This window comes from Nitrospirota bacterium, assembly GCA_020846775.1.
Lineage (GTDB): Bacteria > Nitrospirota > 9FT-COMBO-42-15 > HDB-SIOI813 > HDB-SIOI813 > RBG-16-43-11.
On the sequence record JADLDG010000031.1, the window covers coordinates 1 to 21,434 of the forward strand.

Below are 21,434 nucleotides of genomic sequence, written 5' to 3' on the forward strand. Positions count from 1 at the left end.
CCGGAGACTCTCCCCAGTAACTATTTGAAGCAGATTTCCCCCAGGATCCGGCAGCCATGACACTGAAGTAACCTATCCCCTCTGATGAATAATCAGTATCATAAAGATCAGGGAGTGCAAAAATAAGATGTCCCATTTCATGCACCATAATGCCCATTGTGGCCTGATGTGCATCGGAGGATGAACCCCTGTGGATTTCGCCAAATTGAGCATATCCACCAGCCCCGTTGTGATCAGCCCCAACAATTACACCGTCTAATTTAGGAGGACTTGTAATAGACCATTTATGCCCCCATACGGAAGGGGTATAATTGGCACTGTATGATCTCTCATAACCGGCAACAATAACTACAATAGCCAGTTCATTTGTATCAACGTATCCGTCACCATTAATATCAAATGATGCATAGTTAATATAAGGATCTGCTGCGGTAACAGCATCCTTTGTTATCTTCTGGTTCTGATTGCCTATATTGCCACCTGTATCCGGGTGGGCATATCCCAGGTTTACCCATCCAATAACGCCATTATTTGATGTGCCGAAAGACTCATTTGCAGGCTGCAAATTAACCTTTCCGTAAGAGGCCTTATTGAAATAGTCATTTATCCTGTTGCTCAATAATGAGGCAAAGCTGGTTTCCGAATAGGTCCCCGCCCTGTCTGTAAATTCAGCTAATATGAACAGTATCTTCCCATTGAAAGTCCCAAAAGGGGCTGCCAAAGGGGTGCTGAGAGCATTGACTGCAGGTGATTGAGTTAACCCTGAATTTGGATTGGCCTTTCTGAAATTAGGACTGGGCCGTACATGTCTTTGAAAATCAGGTTTGGGTAATTCGTTAGCAAGCGTATCGCTGAGAATCGGGGTATCACCTTCATAGCGGGAGACATAATGCCATCTGCCGTTCTTAGCCTTTTCGACGACATAACCGTCAACCGTTTCTATCCGGTGGTTCCATTCGTCCCCTTTAACCTTTACTTTAATGACTGTTCCATCAGGCTGAACAATCTCAGAGGTTTGTGGAGATGCTGGTACAGCAAACGAAACACCCGACACCCATAGACTTAAAACTGACAACGAAAGACAATAAATAATAAACTTTTTTACCATTTATCTATCTACGTTAATTAACAGGGATCACGTCAATCTCTTTTATCCAGAACAATCCCCCAAGCTCATCACCGGAAAATCTAACCTTTACCCTGATTCTTTTACCAAATATTTCAGGGGATATTTTCTCCTTGGAATAAAACAGGACAGTCTTGCCTTTTTTGTCTCTAAGGAAATCTGCTGTGGTTTCAACATGTTCGTAAGATTCTATTAAAATGGTTATTCTGTAGAGCGGCTGTTCCGGCACAATATTCAGAAGTTCAGAAGATACTATGGAATATTCCTCCACAGTACCTTCTATCACAGATTCATTGGGCACAGCAGGGACGGCAAGACTGTTTTTTGTGTTAAATGACAGAAATAGACTGATCAGGACGAGACATAAAGAAATTCTTCTCTGGTAAGGCAGAAACATATCCCGATATTCAACAACTATCTTCAAATTATTTTCCATAATCAATGTTCTCACCCCCGTGGAATACTATCGGTTGAATGTCCCTGCCTATACAGGAGATAATATGATGGCCTCTGTCTTTACTTTTTCCGGGATAATGACACTTAAGTCATTTGTTATCTCACTCAGAAACTCCACTTTGGCAAGCAGCATAAGGATGGAGGGCTACGAATAACGTGAGTTTATACACAGCCATCTATCTAGATGGCTGTGCTATTTATATTGTAGTTTATATAACTCGTATACATGAGGTCATGGAGTATAAAGCCATATGTGTACTGACGCCGGCAGTTCTGTAACGGCAATTAGGACGGTGGTTATACAGTGAGAATAAAGTCTTTTTTCAGGCCGCAATTGAGCGTACTTTTTTTTCTATCTCCGGCCAAATTGTACGCCAAGCAATCTTAAGATCGTAATCAGACTGAAGGTCAAGCCAAATCTCAGGTGATACCCCAAAATATTTACCAAGACGAAGAGCAGTATCAACGGTAATAGCACGCTTTCCATTTACTATTTCACTTATCCTGTTCGCTGGAACTGCAATATCTCTGGATATACGGTTAATACTGATCTCCATTGGCTTCATAAATTCTTCAATAAGAATTTCACCAGGGTGAATGGGTTCAAGTAATTTTATCCTTTTAGACATGATCTCCTCCTCTTATTTATCATGATAATCTATAATCTCAACATCAAATACATCTCCTTTATGCCACACGAAACAGATCCTCCACTGATCATTTATCCTTATGCTGTACTGCCCTTTTCTGTCACCTTTAAGAGCTTCAAGCCTGTTGCCAGGAGGTATCCGTAAGTCCCCCAGCTTTCTGGCACGATGTAGATACAGTAGTCTTCGTCGAGCTACACGTTCAAATGATCTAAAGCGTTGGACATTACAATCTTTAAATATCTTCTCAGTATCTTTACATCGAAATGACCGGATCACTATTACACTCTATTACGTCACACATAACATGTCAAGAGGGATAGCCCAGGGGTCAGGACATACATGGCACATCGTGACTCCGTCGGGTAAATTTGATTTCCCTGGCAAGATGGAGAAAAAGGTAACAGCATACTGAACTTCTGCTGTGAACTATAGGGCTGAGTATGCCCTCTCCGGAATAGCAATTTATCGCAGTCCTGAAAGATTGGTTATGGCACAACTAATCTGTTTATGAGGGTTATATGAGGTTTCGTTATGACAGGTTAACTTTTTTTATTTCCAGGCAGTAGGAACTTTAACACAATGTTGAGGTAAGAATTTTAAGGACATGGAGGATAGTATGAACTCGGGGGCAAGGCTCGTATAGCAGGCCATCGAATTACTGTTCAGGATATCGTTATATTACATGAACGTATGGGAACAAGTGTAGATGAAATCGCTACTGAACATGGCATCACATTATCAGCTATATATGTTGCTCTGACATATTATTATGATTATCGTAAAGAAATAGATGAGACCATCCTGGCTAATGAAACATTTGTTGCTGAACTGCGCCGTAAAACTTCATCCAAGCTGAAAGACAAAATCGGTGGATAAACCACTAACGTTTTACATGTATGAACATGTCTCTATTTTAGTCTCTCAAACTCTGCGACGGCGTGGCGTGAAAGAGTACCTAAGATTTGCAGCCGAGACAGGCCGCACCGTCTTTCACAGGATGCCGACTTTCCCCGCCTCCAAGCAGCCGGATTCCCTCTTAAGGGAATTGTCTACGCACCGCAACAGACCCCTGTCAGAAACATAATTCGCGGCCTGATACTTATTTACGATCTGTATACCCCGGAAGACATGTTTAATCACATTAAGTTCTTGTGATTCAGACCTATTACACAGGATAAGGTAATCTCCACCTGCCCCTATTCCCCTGTCCTGAAGCTATAATCATCACTCTCCGTCATACCTCCCTTGCCATCATCTGCCACTACCTTCCAGTAATACGTCGTGTTGGGCTTTAGATTGGTTACTGTATAGGTCATATAATTTTTTTCGTCAACGTTATTGCTGCCGGTCTTATCTGTTCCACTGCCACATGACGTAAAGATCAAACCTCCTGCAAATATTACTGCCACAATGAAAAGCCCTATCCTCTTCTTATCCCTTGACATTCCTCCAAAGGCTATTATCCCCAGCAGCCCTATCAGACCGGCTGAAAATCCCGCCGCCCTCGCAGTACGGTTGTTCCCTGAAGTGTCAGACACTATTATTGGATCTATTCCTGCAAAACCCGGGTCCTGGCCAATGAAGAGCCTGTAGGTAATGTGGTCTCCATCCGTATCCGAACACTTCTCCCATTTCAGGGTATATGTCGTGGCTATACCGCTGCTACCGTTTTCAGGTTTGGCAAGATTCGGCTTTGTCGGCAGCTTATTATTGTTTGGTGTTGCAGAACCGCCAAGGGCTACAGTCATAGGGTTCTCATCAGGGTCGTTCGACTGGATATTAAGGCTTGAGTTAAATGTCCCTGATCCCATTGGAGCAAACCTTACCTTCATATTACACGACTGATTTGGTGCAAGGGTCTGATTAGAACAGTTGTCCTCCTCTGCAATTATGCTATATGGCCCGGATGGTACGGTAATGCCCGATATCGTAAGAGGGCTGTTACCCTTATTGCTTATCATTATCTCCTGATCAGCAGTCATCCCGCTTAATATATTAGGAAAACTAAGATCAACTGACGAGACATCTATATCAGGACTTCCAACGCTGGCACCTGTACCTGTTAGAGATACTGTCACAGGGTTTTCATCCGGATCGTTCGACGGGATATTGAAGCTGCTGTTGAATGCCCCGGCAAATCCAGGTGAGAACCTGATGGTTACTGTACAGCCTGAGGATGGAGACAGTGTCTTGCCTGAGCAGTTGTCTGATACCTTGCTGAATGATGAAGACGGATTTGTGATGGACGTAATGGTAAGGCCAGCATCACCATCATTTATTACAGATACCGTCCTCTCTGAAGCGGAATCAACATTTACACTGCCAAACGGCAGCGTTACAGGGCTGACGGTTATATCAGGGGCAGTTGCCTTTTTGACAATACCCTCATCCACCTGTCCGTTACAGTTATCATCCACACCGTTGTCTGCCTCTGCTGCACCGGGCTTGATTGAGGCATTGTTATCATTGCAGTCTGTGCTGTTAGAGACATAACCAGAGGGCTGTGTACATGCCTGGGTAGTAAGCGTTGCACTACCGTAGGTATCTCCATCTGCATCACGGTAGTAGGTGTTTTTTACACCTTCGTCTACCTGACCGCTACAGTTGTCGTCTACAGCATTACAGATCTCCGCAGCTCCAGGATTGATAGATGCGTTGCCGTCATTGCAGTCCGTGCTGTTCTCGGAATAGCCCGCCGGCAATGTACATGCCTGAATAACCTCAGAGGCATTTCCATAGGCATCTCCATCCGCATCACGATAATAGGTGCTCAGTACACCCTCGTCTGTCTGGCCGTTACAGTTGTCGTCCACATTATTACAGATCTCCGCAGCCCCAGGGTTGATCGAGGCGATGGCGTCATTACAGTCAGCGCCGTTTACAGAATAGCCCGCCGGCAGTGTACATGCCTGAATAACCTCAGAGGCATTGCCGTAGGCATCTCCATCCGCATCACGATAATAGGTGTTCAGCACACCCTCGTCTACCTGGCCGTTACAGTTGTCGTCCACATTATTACAGAGCTCCGCAGCCCCAGGGTTGATCGAGGCGATGGCGTCATTGCAGTCCGTGCTGTTCTCGGAATAGCCCGCTGGCAGTGTACATGCCTGAATTGTTTCCGAGGCATTGCCGTAAGTGTCTCCATCTGCATCACGGTAGTAGGTGCTCAATAACCCTTCGTCTATCAATCCATCTAAATCATTGTCCACTCCGTCGCAGACCTCCGGGATACTTCCTGCATTCAGGGGATTACTGCCTGCTGCAATCTCATCTGCGTCACTAATCCCGTCATTGTCGTCATCAGGGTCACAGGCATCACCCATACTATCCCCATCCGTATTGGTCTGATAGGGGTTTGGATCAGAAGGACAGTTATCCATGGTATCCCTGATGCCATCACCATCAATATCAGTGACCATATCTATATGCGTGGCAAAACCTGTAGTCGCGAGGCATGATTCACCATTCGATGTCTCCACCTCTATCCAGTAGCTGCCCGATACAGGCTCATGATCTGGCGTAATATCAATATGGAATATATGCACACCGGTTCCGATAAAGGCTTCTGACACCCCGGTTTCAACCGCTGGCACCGCATCCCAGAGATCATCATCATACCGGACAACAAGGCTGCTACCTGTGGCAAGGAGGCTCGGGTTGAACAGGGACACCTCCACCCGCACCGTCTCTCCAGGATTAAACCGTGTCTTTACCTGACCGGTTCCAGGATCAAGCGTGCGTACTGAGCTCACCGTCGGGCACTCTGGAAGGGCTGTAAGGTCCCTGCTGCAGGAGAGAGGGGCTATCCGTTGTTGAACCAGCGTCGCTGCCTCTGCCTCTGATCCGGCACAGACAGGCACTGTAAGTGACACTACATCCATCGCCACTGTAAAGTCCGAGTTCGCACGGTAATGCCCGCCATTCATATGTTGAGTAGCCACTCTGACAGAGTTTCGGGCAATGCCGCTCTGGGCATAGTTGAGGATATCCGGAGGGAACAATGCCCCCTTTTCTCCGACTGGCACCTGGTTTAAAAGGCTCATTACAGGCTTCTCATTCAAAGAAAAGAATGTATCATAAGGACTGAGGCTATAGCCTGGATTCCTTGCATAAAAACTCGCATAGAGGCCGGCCCTGTCTATATTATCCTGCGTCAATCCCTGTGGCGTATTAAATGCCAGTGTAAAGTTAGGTACGTTCTGACAATAGGCATCCCTGATATTCAGGCACAGAGTCTGCGGCGGAACAGGAGCAAGGTAGACAGTCTTTCCTTCCCCGCACCCGATCGTGATCGGATAACTTGTCTCTCCCATGCCTGTCCTTGCCAGCAGCAGACCTGAAAGATCCTTATCTGCCATCAATACAATATCCACAAATTCTCCTGAACGCAGCTCTCCATGGTTAATCGCAGGCTGCATCAGGATATGCGGACGGCTCAAATCATCAGTCGTCACCACGAGGTCTGTAACAGGGTCTCCAAGGTTTGTGACCCTGTAAGCAGCCGTTAATGTCGAAGGATCCGTTGAAACCTCTGTGATCTGGAGATTAAACACCGGCTGGCGCACATATACCGTCACTGGGGCATAGGCCACAACAGGACGGGGGGATTCAGGGTCAGTAATGACCTTAAATTGCATGGAGTATTGAGAGGCCCTTGCATCCTGTGCGTGGAAGGCCACCTCAACGGTCCTTACCTCACCTGCGGGGAGCGATATCACCTGATCTATACTCCCATCACCACGAAAGCCTGCAATAAGGTCAGGTGAGGGATTAAGTATAGTCAGCAGCAGGTCATGTGCCGCTGTGTCTATGTTTCGCACCGTGATATATGCAGGCTGTTCATAATCCCGCTCTATGTTAAATACATAAGGCGCATCATCAAAGACAATACCTGCTGAGATAAATACAGAGCGCATTCCGGATTGTGACTCACCGCAGGCAGACTGTGTATGGACATACCAGTCATAACTGCTGTACCAGGCCAGGCTGTCAATGCTCGCCTGATGTCCTGTGCCGAAGGCACCGTCAGCCTGTGTGAAGCCTGCCTCTGATCCGGTGCGGTAGAATACCTCGGTAGTACCGGGGGAATCTGTCAGCCACTGGACACTCATCTGATTTGATGAAAGCATATCATCAACACCGGGGGTTATATCTGAAATTATGGGGTCTCTGACTACTTTAAGAATGGCGCTGTCTGTAACCCCGATACCGATGAGAGGCGTAGCCCTTACAACAAACGGATAGCCAAGAAGAGGCATTTCACAATCCTCTGGCAGATGTATGGATAGCAATATCCGTCGTTCCTCACCTGCAAGAAGCATTATCTCCGTGTCAGAAAGGGTGTACCAGGATGGATCCAGTCCTTCTACGGTAATGGATAACGTATCCGGGAAAAGGCGGGAATTGCGCACCATCACCTCGAAAGAATTGCTCCCGCCGATGGAGACAGCAGCCGTTTCCGGATCCACTGCAACCTCAACAAGGTTTACCTGACGTGGATTCTGGTTATATTTATACTCCGAAATATTATCCACACCATCACCGTCCGGATCGCCAGCCGGGCCGTTGACAGGGTTAATAGTCCCGTCATCAGAAGGATCAAGGTTGTGGGCCGCCTCCCATCCATCAGGCATGCCATCTCCATCCGTATCACGGTTATGAGGGTCTGTACCCAACTGCCACTCGCGCAGGTTGGTCAAGCCATCCTTATCAGAATCCTGAGTCGCATCAGACGGGTCATTGGGATTCAAGCCGTGTGATGTTTCCCAGTCATCAGGCATGCCGTCGTTGTCAGAGTCGGTACGCACAGCCGTAAAGTCTATCCCGGTCACATCCGTTCCGGCTACTGTTAAAGGAATGTTGACAGGGTTAAAGGTATATCCGCCTAAAGCAGGTGTTATCGTATAGTTTCCATCGGTAAGGCCGTTGATACTGTAGTTACCATTGGCATCGGTGATGACATTGGCAGAGGCATCACTGCTCAGCGTCACAGTTACCCCGCCTAATCCCGCGCCATTCTCAGTCACGGTTCCAATGATTGAATGAACCGAAGGGCCAACCTGTCCGGAACGTACTGGCCACATGTAGTCGTCGCCGGACTTATGGACAGCGCTCATTAAGCCATCCCACACATCGATGTTCCACGCGTAGTTCGAGCTGCTGGCAACTCGTGAAGTAGACGTCCAGTAAGAAAACTGCACATTCATAAATGGGTATCCTAACGGCAAAGCCGGATTATATCGTGAAAAATCAGTAAGGCTATTCATTTCTTTTCGATCTGGAAGGTGCCAGTCATCATAACCACATAGAATCAGGCCATTGGCGTAATCTATTGCCTGCTGCCATGTTCTTGTAACACTGTCTGGTGACCTTACCCACATAAGACCAGTCAGATTGTCTGTGACACAATCGGCCTCTGTTCCTGTGCCAACAGTGAACCTCGGACTTGGCCATGACACACCCGCTCGGATCTCCCCGTCCTGTCCTGTCCCTGTGCAGGAAACTAAACTTCCGACGCTATTATAACAAGTCGTCTGCCCTGTCTCCCAAAGTTGTGCCACCCCGGACTGTTCGGAACGAACTGGCCACACGTAGCCGTTGCTGGACTTATTGTCAGCGTCCGTACGGCCATTCCACATACCGACTTTCCACGCTGCAATCGGGTATCTGGCGTATGCTGTAGACGACCAGTAGTAGTAAGATTGCCCATTGATGAATCCCTGCGTGTTCAGCCAAGCAGTCGAATCGCTTTGTCCTGCATTGATCAGGCTCTCAAGCTCATTGACATTGGGTAGATGCCAGTCAGAGTAGCCGAGGAAATTGTTGGAATTCAGACATGCCACATAATCCAGAGCAACCTGCCATGTCTTTGTGGTGCCAGGAGAACATGCAGATGGCCCTGGTGCATTGCCATCCTGTGTCCACATCAGGCCAGTCAGTCCATCAGTAACTGTGCCATCACCGTTGTCTATAAATCGTGGATCAGGCCAGGGAATACCTGCCTGTATGTCTCCATCCTGCCCTGTTCCTGCACAGGAAATAACCGTCCCGCTTGGGTCATAACATGTTGTCTGTCCGGTTCGGGGAAGTTGAATGACGTTATTATTTCCAGAGTAAGCAGATCTTCTCGTCATGACCCCGAGCATATAACCATCAACTCCGTTCCATTGAGTAAAGATAATAAGATCCTTATTGAGTCCTACTGTTCCATGTAAGTAAGGATTACCTGTCTCAGTTGCTACTCCATTTGTATCTATAGTGAAAGTACCGGGAGCAAACTCTTCTGTTCCATAGCTAAACGTCGCCGATGCGGTATAACCTCCAGAAGGATCAATTAAGAAATTCCCATGAACCCATCCGCTTCTCTGCGGGGCATCACCGGAAAGCAGGCCGTGCAAACTCCAATTGCCTGCAATGTCGCTCTGGACAATATTACTTCCCCTCCTCTGCAATATGAAGAGATCATACCCTCCACCGCCGTCATCCATAGTCCCGACAATCGTATTTTTGTCTATGGACATCACGGCATGAAATGATGTTGAGCCAACGAAAGTCACCATCCCGCTGCTGTCAATATTCATAGTACATGATGTTGAATTTTGACTTGTATCACCTCTGATGTTCAGATAATTAGACCCCACACAATTGCCAGCTCCATCAATACTCGTATCCCAGTGTGCCCATCCAACTAATTGCGGGCTGTCACCAGATACTAATACGTGTACATACCAGTCACCGGCGAGGTCACTCTGGGTAAAGCCGCTTCCGCTTCTCTGAAAAATTATAAGGTCATATCCCCCGCCCCCGTCATTCATTGTGCCTACAATTGTATTGGTGTCTAAGGACATCACAGCATGATATGATGGCTGTCCTGGTAAGGTTACTACTCCGTTACTATCAATATTCATTGTCCCTGTAGTTGAACTCTGACTGGTATCACCACCGCTATTCAAGTAATTAGAGAAGGCATAGTTTCCAGCTCCGTCAATGTTTACATCAGCATGTGCCCACCCAAGCCACTGAGGACTGTCCCCTGATGTGAGCAGATGAAAGTTCCAGTTGCCTGCGAGATCACCTACTGAAAAGGTCCCGGACTGGTAGGCCGTAAAGTCTATCCCGGTCATATCCGCTCCGACAACTATTACAGGATAATTGACAGGGTTAAAGGTGTATCCGCCCAAAGTGGGCGTGATCGTATAGTCTCCATCGGCAAGGCCGGAGAAACTGTAGGTCCCATCGGCCGCTGTGATCGTCACGGCGGAGGCAGCGCCGCTGAGGGTCATGGTCACTCCGGGTTGGCCCAAGCCATTTGCTGTTACTGTTCCTGAAATAGAATGCGATAATTCTCCAAATTTCACCACAAAGACATCATAAGTCCCATTGAATGTCGTGTCATACGCCCCAGGGGTAGCGGGGAAATTAGTCGAATACGTCCTCCCCGTGACATAAGCATTACCTGAGCCATCCACCGCTATACCAAACCCCCTATCATCGCTACTCCCCCCGATGAATGCGGAGTAGGTAAAGGTCGAACCCGTGGCATTGAGCCTCAACACAAAGACATCATAACTCCCATTGATTGTTGTATTATACGCCCCTGAGGTGACGGGGAAATTGGTTGAGGAAGTCAACCCCGTGACATAAGCATTACCTGAGCCATCCACTACACTGTCAGCACCCCAATCATAGCCATTCCCCCCAATAAAGGTGGAGTAAACGAGGGCTGAACCTGTGGCGTTGAGTCTTAGCACAAAGACATCCGCATCCCCGTTGAATGTCGTATCATAAGACCCGATGGTAACGGGGAAATCGGATGAGAATGTACCCCCGGTGATATAAGCATTCCCATAGCTATCTACCTCGATAGCTCCAGGCCCATCATGACCACTTCCACCAATAAAGGTGGCGTAGGTGAGGGCCGAGCCCGTGGTATTAAGCTTTAACACAAAGACATCATAAGTCCCATTGAATGTCGTGTCATACGCCCCAGGGGTGGCCGGAAAATCGGTTGAGGATGTCATCCCAGTGATATAGGCATTCCCATAGCCATCTACCGCAATGCCACCTCCTCTATCGTCACCACTCCCCCCGATGAAGGTAGAATAGCCAAGGGCTGATCCCATGACATTGAGCTTTAACACAAATACATCATTACCCCCATTGAATGTCATGTCATACACGCCGACTGTGGCAGGGAAGTTGGTTGAATATGTCACCCCCGTGACATAGGCAGTCCCAGCGCTATCTACCGCAATGCCATAGGCATAGTCACTGCTACTTCCACCAATAAAGGTGGCGTAGGTGAGGGCCGAGCCCGTGGTATTAAGCTTTAACACAAAGACATCATAAGTCCCATTGAATGTCGTGTCATACGCCCCAGGGGTAGCGGGGAAATTGGTTGAGGATGTCATCCCCGTTACATAAGCATTGCTTGAGCCATCCAGCGCAATGTTCCAGCCCCAATCATCTCCACTACCCCCAATGAAAGTGGAGTAAACGAGGGCTGAACCTGTGTTATTGAGTCTTAAAACAAACACATCATAACTCCCATTGATTGTTGTATTATACGCCCCTGAGGTGACGGGGAAATTGGTCGAAGATATCCTCCCCGTGACATAGGCATTCCCAGAACCATCCACTGCAACCGCCCAACCTTCATCTTCGCCACTCCCTCCCAAGTATGTGGAATAGGAGAGGATTGGGTCAATAATGAGGGGATGGTTTTTTTTATAGTCATCCACCTCAAAGCTGTAGGCAAATTGTCGGGAGAGGCTTCCTGAGTGCCCCTCACCCTTGCCATCTCCCGCAAGGGGAGAGGGGTTATATGATAAAGAGTGCGATGGGGAGGGTAATATCTTGGATTGATTTGCTTCACCTTCGCTTCGCTCATGGCTTTGGCTCACCGCAAGTATTGATGTAACGTCCCCTCTTGCAATGACAAACCTTCCATCCACCGCAATCCGCTTTCCGTCTATCTCCTGATAGATGACTGGCTTCTTCTGGATGATACTTCCTTCCGCTAGGACTATTTCGAGGTCCCCATTATCTGCTACCTTAAGATCTTGTATCCCCTCATAGGCAAATCTCACACTGGATGGGTCTGAGCCAGGCTTGACGATGATGTCGTATTCCATCTGCCGGTTGTTACCGTAAAATTTGATATCAATACCGGGATAAATCTCTTTATAGATTACAGCACTGTAGGTGGATATGTTGGTGCGCCATTTTGCAGGGTCGTTTCCGATGAAGTAGTTGACTATGCCTTCCTGAATATCCTCTGCAATGATTTCCGGATTCTTGTTAGCGTCGAGAAAAATGAGTTTGACAACTTCGGAGGTGCGGCTGTGATCACCCTCACCCTGGCCATCTCCCATGTGGAGAGACGGCAATGTTTTAGATTGCTTTGCTTCGTTTGCAACGCCAAGTGGAACATTGGAATTCTCGATGACAGTATTCTTGCCTGTCTCTGTCGTAGTATACAAACTAAAGTCTTTGCCTACATCGGGGGTATCATTCCGCCTGCTGCTTAGTGCCTGTTTCGTGTTCGTTAATAATATGGAAACGCTGTCTTTTGTAAAGAATGTAGTTCTGCCACTCCCCTTCTCATAGAACTTGACCTTTTCATCAATCTGACCATTATTTCGAATGAAGAAAAGGGGTAGCTTGCCGTAGGACTCTTGAACCTTTGACTTTGTAGTTTCATCTATAACTCCAGTTTGTATCTCTATTGGACTGGGCCAGGACATACCAGCCTGCATGCCTACATCCGGAACGGCTCTAAGCACTGTCTCAGAGGTCGATGCCCTACTAGTTTGTCCGGCAAAGAGGCTTATACAAAAACTTACGGCTAAGATAACAATAAGGCGATAGAGAGATCGCCCTGAAATAATGTTAGGCATTATTCTCATTAACCACGAACATATTCTATTAGCCGAGTTCATTTGAAAACCCTCCTTCAAAGTTATAACTGTAGTCGCCAGAACGACAATAGATCCCCTTAACCTAATAAGATATCAGCTTCATTTTGACCGACATTATAACACACCAAAAGTCACAGATTGGTCACATATTCGGGCTTTTTTGAAATATTTTTTGATTTTAAGAGGTGAGACTTATCTCAGAGTCTAAGGGGTAATTTTGGCTTAAATTTCTCGGCCCGTCAATCCATAACATATTACCCCGCTCCTTCCAATGTCTTTCCCTTCAAAAAACATTTCCTGACTATCTTTATACGTTATCTTGTCCACCTCATCTAATAGCCCCCTCTTTAGAAGTAATACTTAACCCCGACCCGCAGATCAAAGCGATGAAGGTCAAGATCATCGGTCCCTTTCTCCGTTACGGTAGTAAAACCATTACTTATTGTAAGGTCATGATTTGAACTTGCTTTGCTGTATGTAAAGCCACCCTCAAATGATAGGGCCCAATCGTCATTGAAGAAATAGTCCGTTCCGCCCTGGAGGTGAAACGCAACAGAATTATCAGTCTCAAAGGAGCAGGTGACGCTTAAGGCCCGACATTCTTCTTTTACCTGGGAGGAAAACTCCGAAGAATTTAAAGAATACCCCGCCCCGATGCCAAAAAAGGTGGAAAATCCTGGAGACCCCGCCTTTCCCCGGTACTGTAGAGTGGCCATCAGGGTAGTCATGGTTACTTCAGCGATCGGATCGTTTAAGTTGGTGGCGGTTACATCATGGGCAGAGCGATCAAGGGAAATTTCAAAAGCACTATTTTCTCCCCACCCGCGGGTAAAGGTAAAACCGAAACCTGTGGAAGAATCCAATTCCAACCATCCCAGAGGTCCGGCGTCATTTTGCGCTACAGGGCCAACAGCTGCTACATTTGCTCCTATCGAATATCTTCCTTGAATGCTTTTGGCATGTACCGTATCGATCATTGTCCAAATGCCAAAGAACCAGAGAATTATCCCCATCACTACGGCGATTAATCGCTTCATTTGCTGTTTCCTTTCCTATTCATTTCATTGCCTTACAGTACTTCAAATGGTAATAGTTACAATTTAGTACTTAGTTTGTTATAAAGCCCAATTTCATAGTCGGTGGCTCGCGGAGTTTTTGGATCGGGTTTACATGCCCGATTACACATTTCCACATTTGTCCTGATAGACACAGTGGTTTCACTATCTGTCATTGATTTGACAATTATATTTAAAACGAACTTATTTTTGTAAGGACCCCATACTGCATCAAGACCGCCATATTCTGTATTTTTAGAACCTCTAACGACCCCGGAATTTTTGTCGATGGTTTCAATTGCTATATTTTCCTCTGTCAAAAGGCTTGTTAATGCGTCCCAAACCCTGCCGTAAGGGGCTTTATAAGTTCTATTATCTTCAGGTTGCGATGCTAACGGAATTCTTTTACCAGCACATCCCCCAAGAATAAGGACGACGAACAGAATTATAAAAGGGGCCTTCCACAAGGCCTTCGGTGGCAGTAATGGAAAATGGCTTGATTGTTTCATAAACATTCCTCCTCTATATTTAATTTGGGTTAGTAACCGAATCTTAAAATCTACCAAGCTTATTTATCAATTCTCAAGTAACGATAATGATTATTAATTGAATAATAAATTTTCCCCCACCCCCTTTCCTTAACTCTTATAGCCGTTTATTTTTTTGACATAACCTACCACAGTCCACAGGACATTTACGGGACATGGGACGTGAAAAAAAGGCGGATTGGAAATAATCTGTTTTAAGGAATTGACAAATTAAATCAAACGGTTAATATCTTTTATGCGGGAGAAGAGCAAATATTTTTAAAATTTCTGCAGGACATGGGCTTAATTTATTGCACCTTAAATCCATTCCATCGGGTTAATCGGTTTATCCAGGCGAATCAGGGTCTTGAGTTTTTGCGACTTTGGGCTGGGCTCAGTTTTTAATTCTTTTCCCATGCGCCCGCTAAAATCATCAAGGTTTTTCAGCGCCTCAACCTTTTTACTCTGGGCATATTGGGCCAGTGCCATGATCCTTACCCCTTCTTCAGAATCCGGATTGATTGCCAGACTCTTCTTGACACAATTCTCAGCTGTTCTGAAATCTTTGTTCTTTAAAAGCAATTTCGCCGCCTCGATATGAAGGGCGGTATAGGTCTCTTCCATCAACTCCCGCCGAAGGATCAACCAGGTTTTTGGAGCATGTCCCTCCAGAAGAGGGCCCCGCCAAAGCTCGTCCGCTTTTTTAAAGGCTACGATGGCCTTATCATCCAAGCCATCTTCCCGGTAGTGTTTCCCAGTATTAACATACTTTGAAAATTCTTCTATATCCACCCAGGTATAATGGGGATGGAGAGAGTAGCGTCCTCCCTGCATAAGCACATAACTCTCTTTGTTTTCCTTGAGCCCTGTGCAATCGAGCAGAGCGCGCAAGCGGCTGAGGGCCTTTTGAAACGCTACTATTGCTTTGTCTCCTTCCGAATGCTCCCAGAGATAATCCAGAATCTCCTCCCTTGAGACCTCCCGATTGGGGGATATGGCAATAAACTTAAGGATCTCCAATGGTTTTTGATATGCCTTAAGGACCTTTGCGTCCATTGCCTCTTTCCCCCTAACAACATGAAAGGGCCCAAGACAATATAATCGCAAAAGTGGGATCTCGTTGGAACTTGTTGTGATGCAAACCGGTTCTTCTTGAGGAGGGGACGGCAGAGAAAAAGTTGTATCGGTATCAGTCTCCGAATGAAGGCTGGTCTCTTGTATGTTGTCGGTTTCCGCTACTGGATGCATATCGTTCAGAGGGATGTTAGAAGGATCTTCACCGCTTCTGGGCGGCCTGGACCCAGAAGAGATAGCAGGTTCTACGGAAGATTCCTCGCATTTTCGACCAGAGGCAAGCAACCCTTCAATCCAGAGCCAGACGGCCCCGGCAAATACAAACCAGGTGTAAAGGAGGGCTTTCTCAGGCCTTGGTTCAAGACGAAATATGGCCGAGATCCCGGTGAAAAGAAGCCATAAGAAAAAGGCAGAGAGAACAAACCAGGAAATTCCCCAGATAAAACGATGAATATGCGCACCCATTGACAATTGATCGACCGATAAAACAAGCAAAACCCCAACGACCAGCAGGCCATGGATGAACTGGCTTCCGTAATCGCTATGGATTAAAGGATAGTAGATTAGACTGAATATCCCGAAAAAGATCAAAAGGCCAAGCAAGTAGAACTCAGGCTGCCTGCTTTTTTTAAAAAAGCCATAAGAGATGGTGACCAGAAAAAACAGGATTCCCCAGCTCAGGGCAAACAGAATAGCTTCAAGGCCGCTCTGGAAAACCGGAGCGGCCCTGGGATCTGGAACATCGGGAACAAAATATACACCCCCGGTAATCAGGGCAAGCCCGATAACCATGTAGGCGGCAAGGCCCCATTCTTTGGGGCCAGTAACCTCAAACAATCTTTTAAGAAGCTTTCGGTTCTTCCAGAACAAGAGGTAGAAATAGAGGGATAGTGTTCCTATGGAAATAAAAAACAACACCCACATAGAAAAAGAGATTCGTAGCATAGGTAATACAATCGCTGCCTACTCAAATAGGCAACATTATATCACATCAAAAGTCACAGATTGGTCACAGATTCGGGCTTTTTATAAATATTTTTTCAGTCAGGCAATTCAATCTATTGCCAACTTTTTTTCAAGCTGTTAAAATTCTTAATATGCAAATACAGCCCGTCGGTCTTTGCCGACGGCAGGATTCCGAGCATTGCAGACAGGGTCTTCTGGCAGCGGCGGTAAACGGCTGCGGCCTCAGCGTGGCTGCCGGTGGTGTGATAACAGGCCATGAGACAGCGGTATAATCCCTCGGCCAAAGGGTCTGCCTCAATGCCTTTCTGATAAAGGGTGATGGCCTGTTCGTATTCTCCTGCCTGCTCCAGCAGGCGCCCGCTGGTACGAATATATCGGATGAACTTTGAGGACAGGCGTTCGCGGAGGGGGAGGGCCCAGTTGGATTCTTCCTCACACAGGAATGGGCCGTGGTAGAGTCGGATAAGTTTGTTATCTAACAATCCCCCCTCACCCCCCTTTAATAAAGTGGGGGAATATTTGCTTGTTTCTGCTTCGGTAAGCAGGCGTTCGAGTACCCACACATCTACCCAGCAATATCGGGGATTGAGGGACAGCATTCCTTCAGAAAGAGTAACGGCCTCTTGGCCGATCAGTTTGCGCAGACGGGACAGGGTTGTAGTAAAGGATGAATGTGCGGCATCTTCATCGTCTGCCTCAGGCCATAGGGTATCCCTCATCTTGTCTTCCTTTATATTTCGTCCCCCCAGTGTAATGAGCACCTTCAGCATCTCCATGGGTTTACGCTGTGACTTACCTGTAAACCTTATCAACTCACCGTCCCTCTTAATAGAAAACCTCCCCATGGTGTAGACCTTCAACGGCCAGGGCCAGTTGCCTATATGAAGGGATTTCGGATCGGCAGTCAATCCCCGCTTCAATATAAGCTCACGGACATAGTCCACTTCGATTCCTGCCTCAAGGGCAGTTGCACAGAGTCTTGACATGACATCAGACCGCCAGCCCCAGAAGTTGACCAGTCCCTTCTCCCTCCCGATGGACATGGCCTGCCTAAGCAGATTAAGGCCCTTCTCCCTATTATTGCGATTCAGTAAAAACCAGGCATTTGTCAGGAGATACATGTATTCGCAAAACGGGCTTCCTGCCTTTCCCGCAAAACCTTTTGCCCTGGAGAGATTCGCACGTGCCATCCTGTCATCACCCTTCTCATGAAGAAGATTGGTCAATAATAACCGGGATAAAAACTCCTGCCATGGAGCGCCAAGTTCCCCACACTGTTTTAGGCTGGTTTCGGCATGCTGGATTGCATGAGGGATGTCTCCCCGAAGCATCGCATCCCAGGCAACCAGGTAATAATAGAAGCATCTGTCATTTTGTGTCCCCCTGTTGAGGACTGATACCATCTCCCGGAGAAACATTTTTGCAGTTACCATGTCACCGGACGAGAGGGCGCAAGAAATACCCTGTCCCAGCAGGATGTAGTCCATGTGATGCACCCCTGTTTCCCTTGAAATCAGCAGCCCTGTATTTACTGCATCAATGGCCGTATCCTTCGACCCTGTCAGCCAGTAGTGAAATGCCTCTGCAGCCTTCCATACCAGTAAAGACAATGGTGGCGCCTCCGGCAAAGTACTTGTTGATTCCCTTAGTTCATGGATCAGGATAGATGCCCTGGCAAATTCCCCTTTTAGATGGCAATAAAACACAAGGAAGAACACGACCTCCACCCTTAGGGCTTCATCAGGGTTAGCTGAAAATACCTTGGTTAACCCATCCCCACCCCTTCGAATTCTCTCAGGGCAGGCCTGCCCCTCCCCTTGGATGGGAGGGTAATCTCTTCTACCTGTATGGTCCTTTTGAAATATCTGAAAAGCCTTCTCAGCCCATCTGTGAAAATCCGGATGCATCTGGTTTCTGAAGAGAAGCGCCTCAAAGATGGTGTAGGTCACGCGGGATTCAATCTCATAAGATGGAAAGACTGGATACCTTGTCATCATCTCATCCAGCAGGGCGATCCATGGGTCTAATTGTGCGAAGTTGTTGAATGAATGAAATATAGTATCTACCACACCGCACCAGGATAGAAATATACCGGCTTTATCTTCCCGGCTACAAAAAAGCGAAAATACCCTCTCGAAACAGTCCCGGGCCTGGCCTGAATTAATCAGCATATAACAGACACCCCGCCAGTAGAGGAGCCATGGATTCTTATCTGTTATCTCCTGCGGCAGGAGGGTCAGCCAGTCTGTCAGCGTCTGCCCGCGTCTCTGGGCTGTTAGTTCCGGGGCATGGTTTAAGATCACTCGCGTTGCCCCGTCCCAGTCACCGGCCTCTATAAAAAAGCTCACTGCCTCTTCTGCCTGACCTGAAGATTCAAGAAGCCTTGCACCATTCTGCTTTATATGGAAGAGCTCCTCTCTGGAAAACTCCCTCTCCGCACGCGAGATGAGAAACTCTCTGAAGAGTGTGTGATACTCATAAAAAGACCCTATGGAGCTCTTTTCTGTGAAGCAATTGTCCCTGTGGAGGGAAGATAGAAGACCCTTTGCGTCTGCTATACCGGCAATCTCGTTAGCCATCTGTATGGTCATCATGGGAAGGAAGGCGGTCTTTAAGAGAAAGTCTTTAGTCTGGCAATTCGACTTATTAAATATCTCCCCTGCAAGATAGTCAAAGACGACCTCAGGGGCCCGCATGGTAGACATTTCAGCAGCATGATTCACAGTCTGTCCTTCTCTTAATAACAATACAAGACCTGCTGTCCACCCCCCTGATCTTTTGTGAAGATGACGTATCATATCCTCCGACATCAGTTTTCCAGGTTTATTAGACCACACTATCCCCCTCGATTCCTCCATTGTCAGGTTAAGGACATCTCTTCCTATAATCTCCAGCATTCCTCTGGCCTGTGGCCGGGCCATTAAGGCCGGCGGATCGTGACGGCTGACAATGATGATACTTATACCGTCAATAACATCCTCTATTCCATTCCAGATGACATGGTGAAAGAGTGAAGGTGCTGGAACCTCGTGGTAGTCATCAAGTACCATAACAGAAGGCCTTTTCAACCGTCCATAAAGCTCCCTGAAATAGCGTCTTGTGAAGGTGGAAAGAGCAGGCAGGTATTCAGGAGAAAAAAGTGGCAGTGGCGAATGCGCCTTGCTTGAAGTTATCCTATTTGCCGCAAGCCCCATGAAGTAGAAAAAGCTGCCAATGTCATTATCCCCTTCATCAAGACGGTACCAGAGAGAGGGGAGCTTGCGATCTTTAAGGTAGCTTGCCACAAGAGTGCTTTTTCCTGCACCGGGTGGGCCGCAGATCCAGATGACAGGCCGTCTGCGTTTGCTGTCTATAATCTTGAACAGGCGCTTACGGGTAAATACTTCTGATATAGATGGCGGACTGATCTTGGCAATTGGAACACTTGTCTGCTTCATTAGACTCCGCGTTAGTAATCACAAAAATATCTGCATCGATAGCTGTCCATTTATAGCATTAATAGATACGTAGAGTCAATAGGTTAGACGTTAACAATGTCCATAAACTGAACCTATCTAAGGACTGGTAAGACAGTTATTTGAATTGAAACAAGTTCAGAACAAGGTTCGGGATGTCAGGTATGACATCAGGAGGCTATATGAAGGTGATATCGGCAGTCATTCGCTCAAGTAGGGCTGTTCAAACCCCTCAGCATAATCCAGATAGGCAAGTGTCATAAAATGTTTGTGTTCGTTTAAGGACTCAAATTGTATCCCGGCAGCGTAGAAGTCTTCAAGCGATTTTACCCAGCAGACCTTTCCTATAACTACCTCTGCCCTGTCTACTTTATATTCATCAGCAAACTGGAGGTTTACAGCTACCTCACAACCGACTTCAGGTCGTTTATTGCAATATGTAGCAAGCCCGCTGCGGCTGATATTGACAACTATGGCACTTATAATTTCATCATGCGGACATTGGATGTCTATCTCTTTTATGAAACTTACCCTTTTATGTTTTCGCTTGTTAGTTATCATAAGTCCCCCCGGATGAAAGCTGTTAGATATCTCTTCGTCCTTCTAATGACTTGACGAGGGTAAGTTCATCTGCATATTCAATGTCACTGCCGACGGGAATACCATATGCTATGCGGGTTACATGAATGCCCATAGGTTTAATAAGCCTGGTCAGGTACATAGCGGTCGCCTCGCCTGCCATGTCAGGGTCCATAGCAAGAATAAGCTCTTCAACAACATTATTCTCCATCCTTTTCAACAGCCCATCAATCTTTATATCTTCTGGTCCAATTCCATCAAGGGGTGACAGGGCACCCATCATGACATGATAAAGACCCTTATATCCCCCTGTCCTCTCTATAGTATAAAGCGTACTCGGTTCTTTTACAACAAGGATCTTGCTCCTGTCCCTCTTAACATCACGGCATATACTGCACGGGTCATCTTCCGTAATATTGTTGCAAACAGAACAAAACCGGCTTTTATCTTTAATATCAATGATCGCCTGCCCTATGGCCTTTGCCTCAGCGGGCGGCATCTTTAATAGAAAAAAGGCAAATCTTTGCGCAGTCTTCTGGCCTACGCCTGGGAGTTTCTTAAGCTCTTCAAGAAGCCTGTTAAATGAACTGACGCTATTCATATTACATCAGCCCGGGGATATTCATA

Annotated in this window: 12 protein-coding genes; 1 reads left to right on the plus strand and 11 read right to left on the minus strand. The window is 46.8% G+C overall.

Annotation, left to right across the window (positions count from 1 at the left end; translation table 11 throughout):
• The 4 genes from IT392_04735 to IT392_04750 form a co-directional block, all read right to left on the minus strand.
• Positions 1–1,108: M6 family metalloprotease domain-containing protein (locus IT392_04735; protein ID MCC6543792.1), on the minus strand; the 1,108-nt coding region annotated here is incomplete at its 3' end.
• 13 nt (positions 1,109–1,121) lie between these two features.
• Positions 1,122–1,562: a hypothetical protein gene (locus tag IT392_04740; GenBank protein MCC6543793.1), complete on the minus strand. Its 441-nt coding sequence runs from the start codon at positions 1,560–1,562 to the stop codon at positions 1,122–1,124.
• 343 nt (positions 1,563–1,905) lie between these two features.
• Positions 1,906–2,211, minus strand: coding sequence for a HigA family addiction module antidote protein (locus IT392_04745; GenBank protein ID MCC6543794.1), 306 nt, complete (start codon positions 2,209–2,211; stop codon positions 1,906–1,908).
• 12 nt (positions 2,212–2,223) lie between these two features.
• On the minus strand, positions 2,224–2,508 hold the full coding sequence (locus IT392_04750; protein ID MCC6543795.1) for a type II toxin-antitoxin system RelE/ParE family toxin: 285 nt from the start codon (positions 2,506–2,508) through the stop codon (positions 2,224–2,226).
• Positions 2,509–2,871: 363 nt separating this feature from the next.
• On the opposite strand from IT392_04750, the gene IT392_04755 reads away from it, so the two are divergent.
• A complete protein-coding gene (locus tag IT392_04755) occupies positions 2,872–3,108 on the plus strand; it encodes a DUF433 domain-containing protein (GenBank protein MCC6543796.1) in 237 nt (78 codons plus the stop codon).
• A 320-nt stretch (positions 3,109–3,428) separates the two neighbouring features.
• Here IT392_04755 and IT392_04760 read toward each other — a convergent pair whose 3' ends face one another.
• From IT392_04760 to recR, 7 genes are all read right to left on the minus strand, one after another.
• Positions 3,429–12,989 carry a DUF1566 domain-containing protein gene (locus tag IT392_04760; GenBank protein ID MCC6543797.1) on the minus strand — a complete coding sequence of 3,187 codons (9,561 nt, stop codon included), beginning with the start codon at positions 12,987–12,989 and terminating at the stop codon, positions 3,429–3,431.
• Between the two features lie 509 nt (positions 12,990–13,498).
• Positions 13,499–14,188 (minus strand): outer membrane beta-barrel protein, encoded by a 690-nt coding sequence (locus IT392_04765; GenBank protein ID MCC6543798.1) that lies wholly within the window; start codon positions 14,186–14,188, stop codon positions 13,499–13,501.
• A gap of 56 nt (positions 14,189–14,244) precedes the next feature.
• The gene (locus IT392_04770; protein MCC6543799.1) at positions 14,245–14,715 is read right to left on the minus strand and encodes a hypothetical protein; all 471 of its coding nucleotides are present in this window, start codon (positions 14,713–14,715) and stop codon (positions 14,245–14,247) included.
• Positions 14,716–15,051: 336 nt separating this feature from the next.
• Positions 15,052–16,752, minus strand: coding sequence for a hypothetical protein (locus IT392_04775; protein MCC6543800.1), 1,701 nt, complete (start codon positions 16,750–16,752; stop codon positions 15,052–15,054).
• Between the two features lie 113 nt (positions 16,753–16,865).
• Positions 16,866–20,210 (minus strand): hypothetical protein, encoded by a 3,345-nt coding sequence (locus IT392_04780; protein MCC6543801.1) that lies wholly within the window; start codon positions 20,208–20,210, stop codon positions 16,866–16,868.
• A 219-nt stretch (positions 20,211–20,429) separates the two neighbouring features.
• Positions 20,430–20,789, minus strand: coding sequence for a PilZ domain-containing protein (locus tag IT392_04785; GenBank protein ID MCC6543802.1), 360 nt, complete (start codon positions 20,787–20,789; stop codon positions 20,430–20,432).
• Between the two features lie 22 nt (positions 20,790–20,811).
• On the minus strand, positions 20,812–21,408 hold the full coding sequence (recR, locus tag IT392_04790; GenBank protein ID MCC6543803.1) for a recombination protein RecR: 597 nt from the start codon (positions 21,406–21,408) through the stop codon (positions 20,812–20,814).
• Positions 21,409–21,434: the final 26 nt, after the last annotated feature.

Excerpts from the sequence above, each read along its gene's own strand:
- recR (MCC6543803.1), bottom strand. The coding sequence starts at position 21,408 with ATGAATAGCGTCAGTTCATTTAACAGGCTTCTTGAAGAGCTTAAGAAA.
- IT392_04745 (MCC6543794.1), bottom strand. The coding sequence starts at position 2,211 with ATGTCTAAAAGGATAAAATTACTTGAACCCATTCACCCTGGTGAAATT.
- IT392_04770 (MCC6543799.1), bottom strand. The coding sequence starts at position 14,715 with ATGAAACAATCAAGCCATTTTCCATTACTGCCACCGAAGGCCTTGTGG.
- IT392_04785 (MCC6543802.1), bottom strand. The coding sequence starts at position 20,789 with ATGATAACTAACAAGCGAAAACATAAAAGGGTAAGTTTCATAAAAGAG.
- IT392_04775 (MCC6543800.1), bottom strand. The coding sequence starts at position 16,752 with ATGCTACGAATCTCTTTTTCTATGTGGGTGTTGTTTTTTATTTCCATA.
- IT392_04765 (MCC6543798.1), bottom strand. The coding sequence starts at position 14,188 with ATGAAGCGATTAATCGCCGTAGTGATGGGGATAATTCTCTGGTTCTTT.
- IT392_04760 (MCC6543797.1), bottom strand. The coding sequence starts at position 12,989 with ATGCAGGCTGGTATGTCCTGGCCCAGTCCAATAGAGATACAAACTGGA.
- IT392_04780 (MCC6543801.1), bottom strand. The coding sequence starts at position 20,210 with ATGAAGCAGACAAGTGTTCCAATTGCCAAGATCAGTCCGCCATCTATA.
- IT392_04740 (MCC6543793.1), bottom strand. The coding sequence starts at position 1,562 with ATGGAAAATAATTTGAAGATAGTTGTTGAATATCGGGATATGTTTCTG.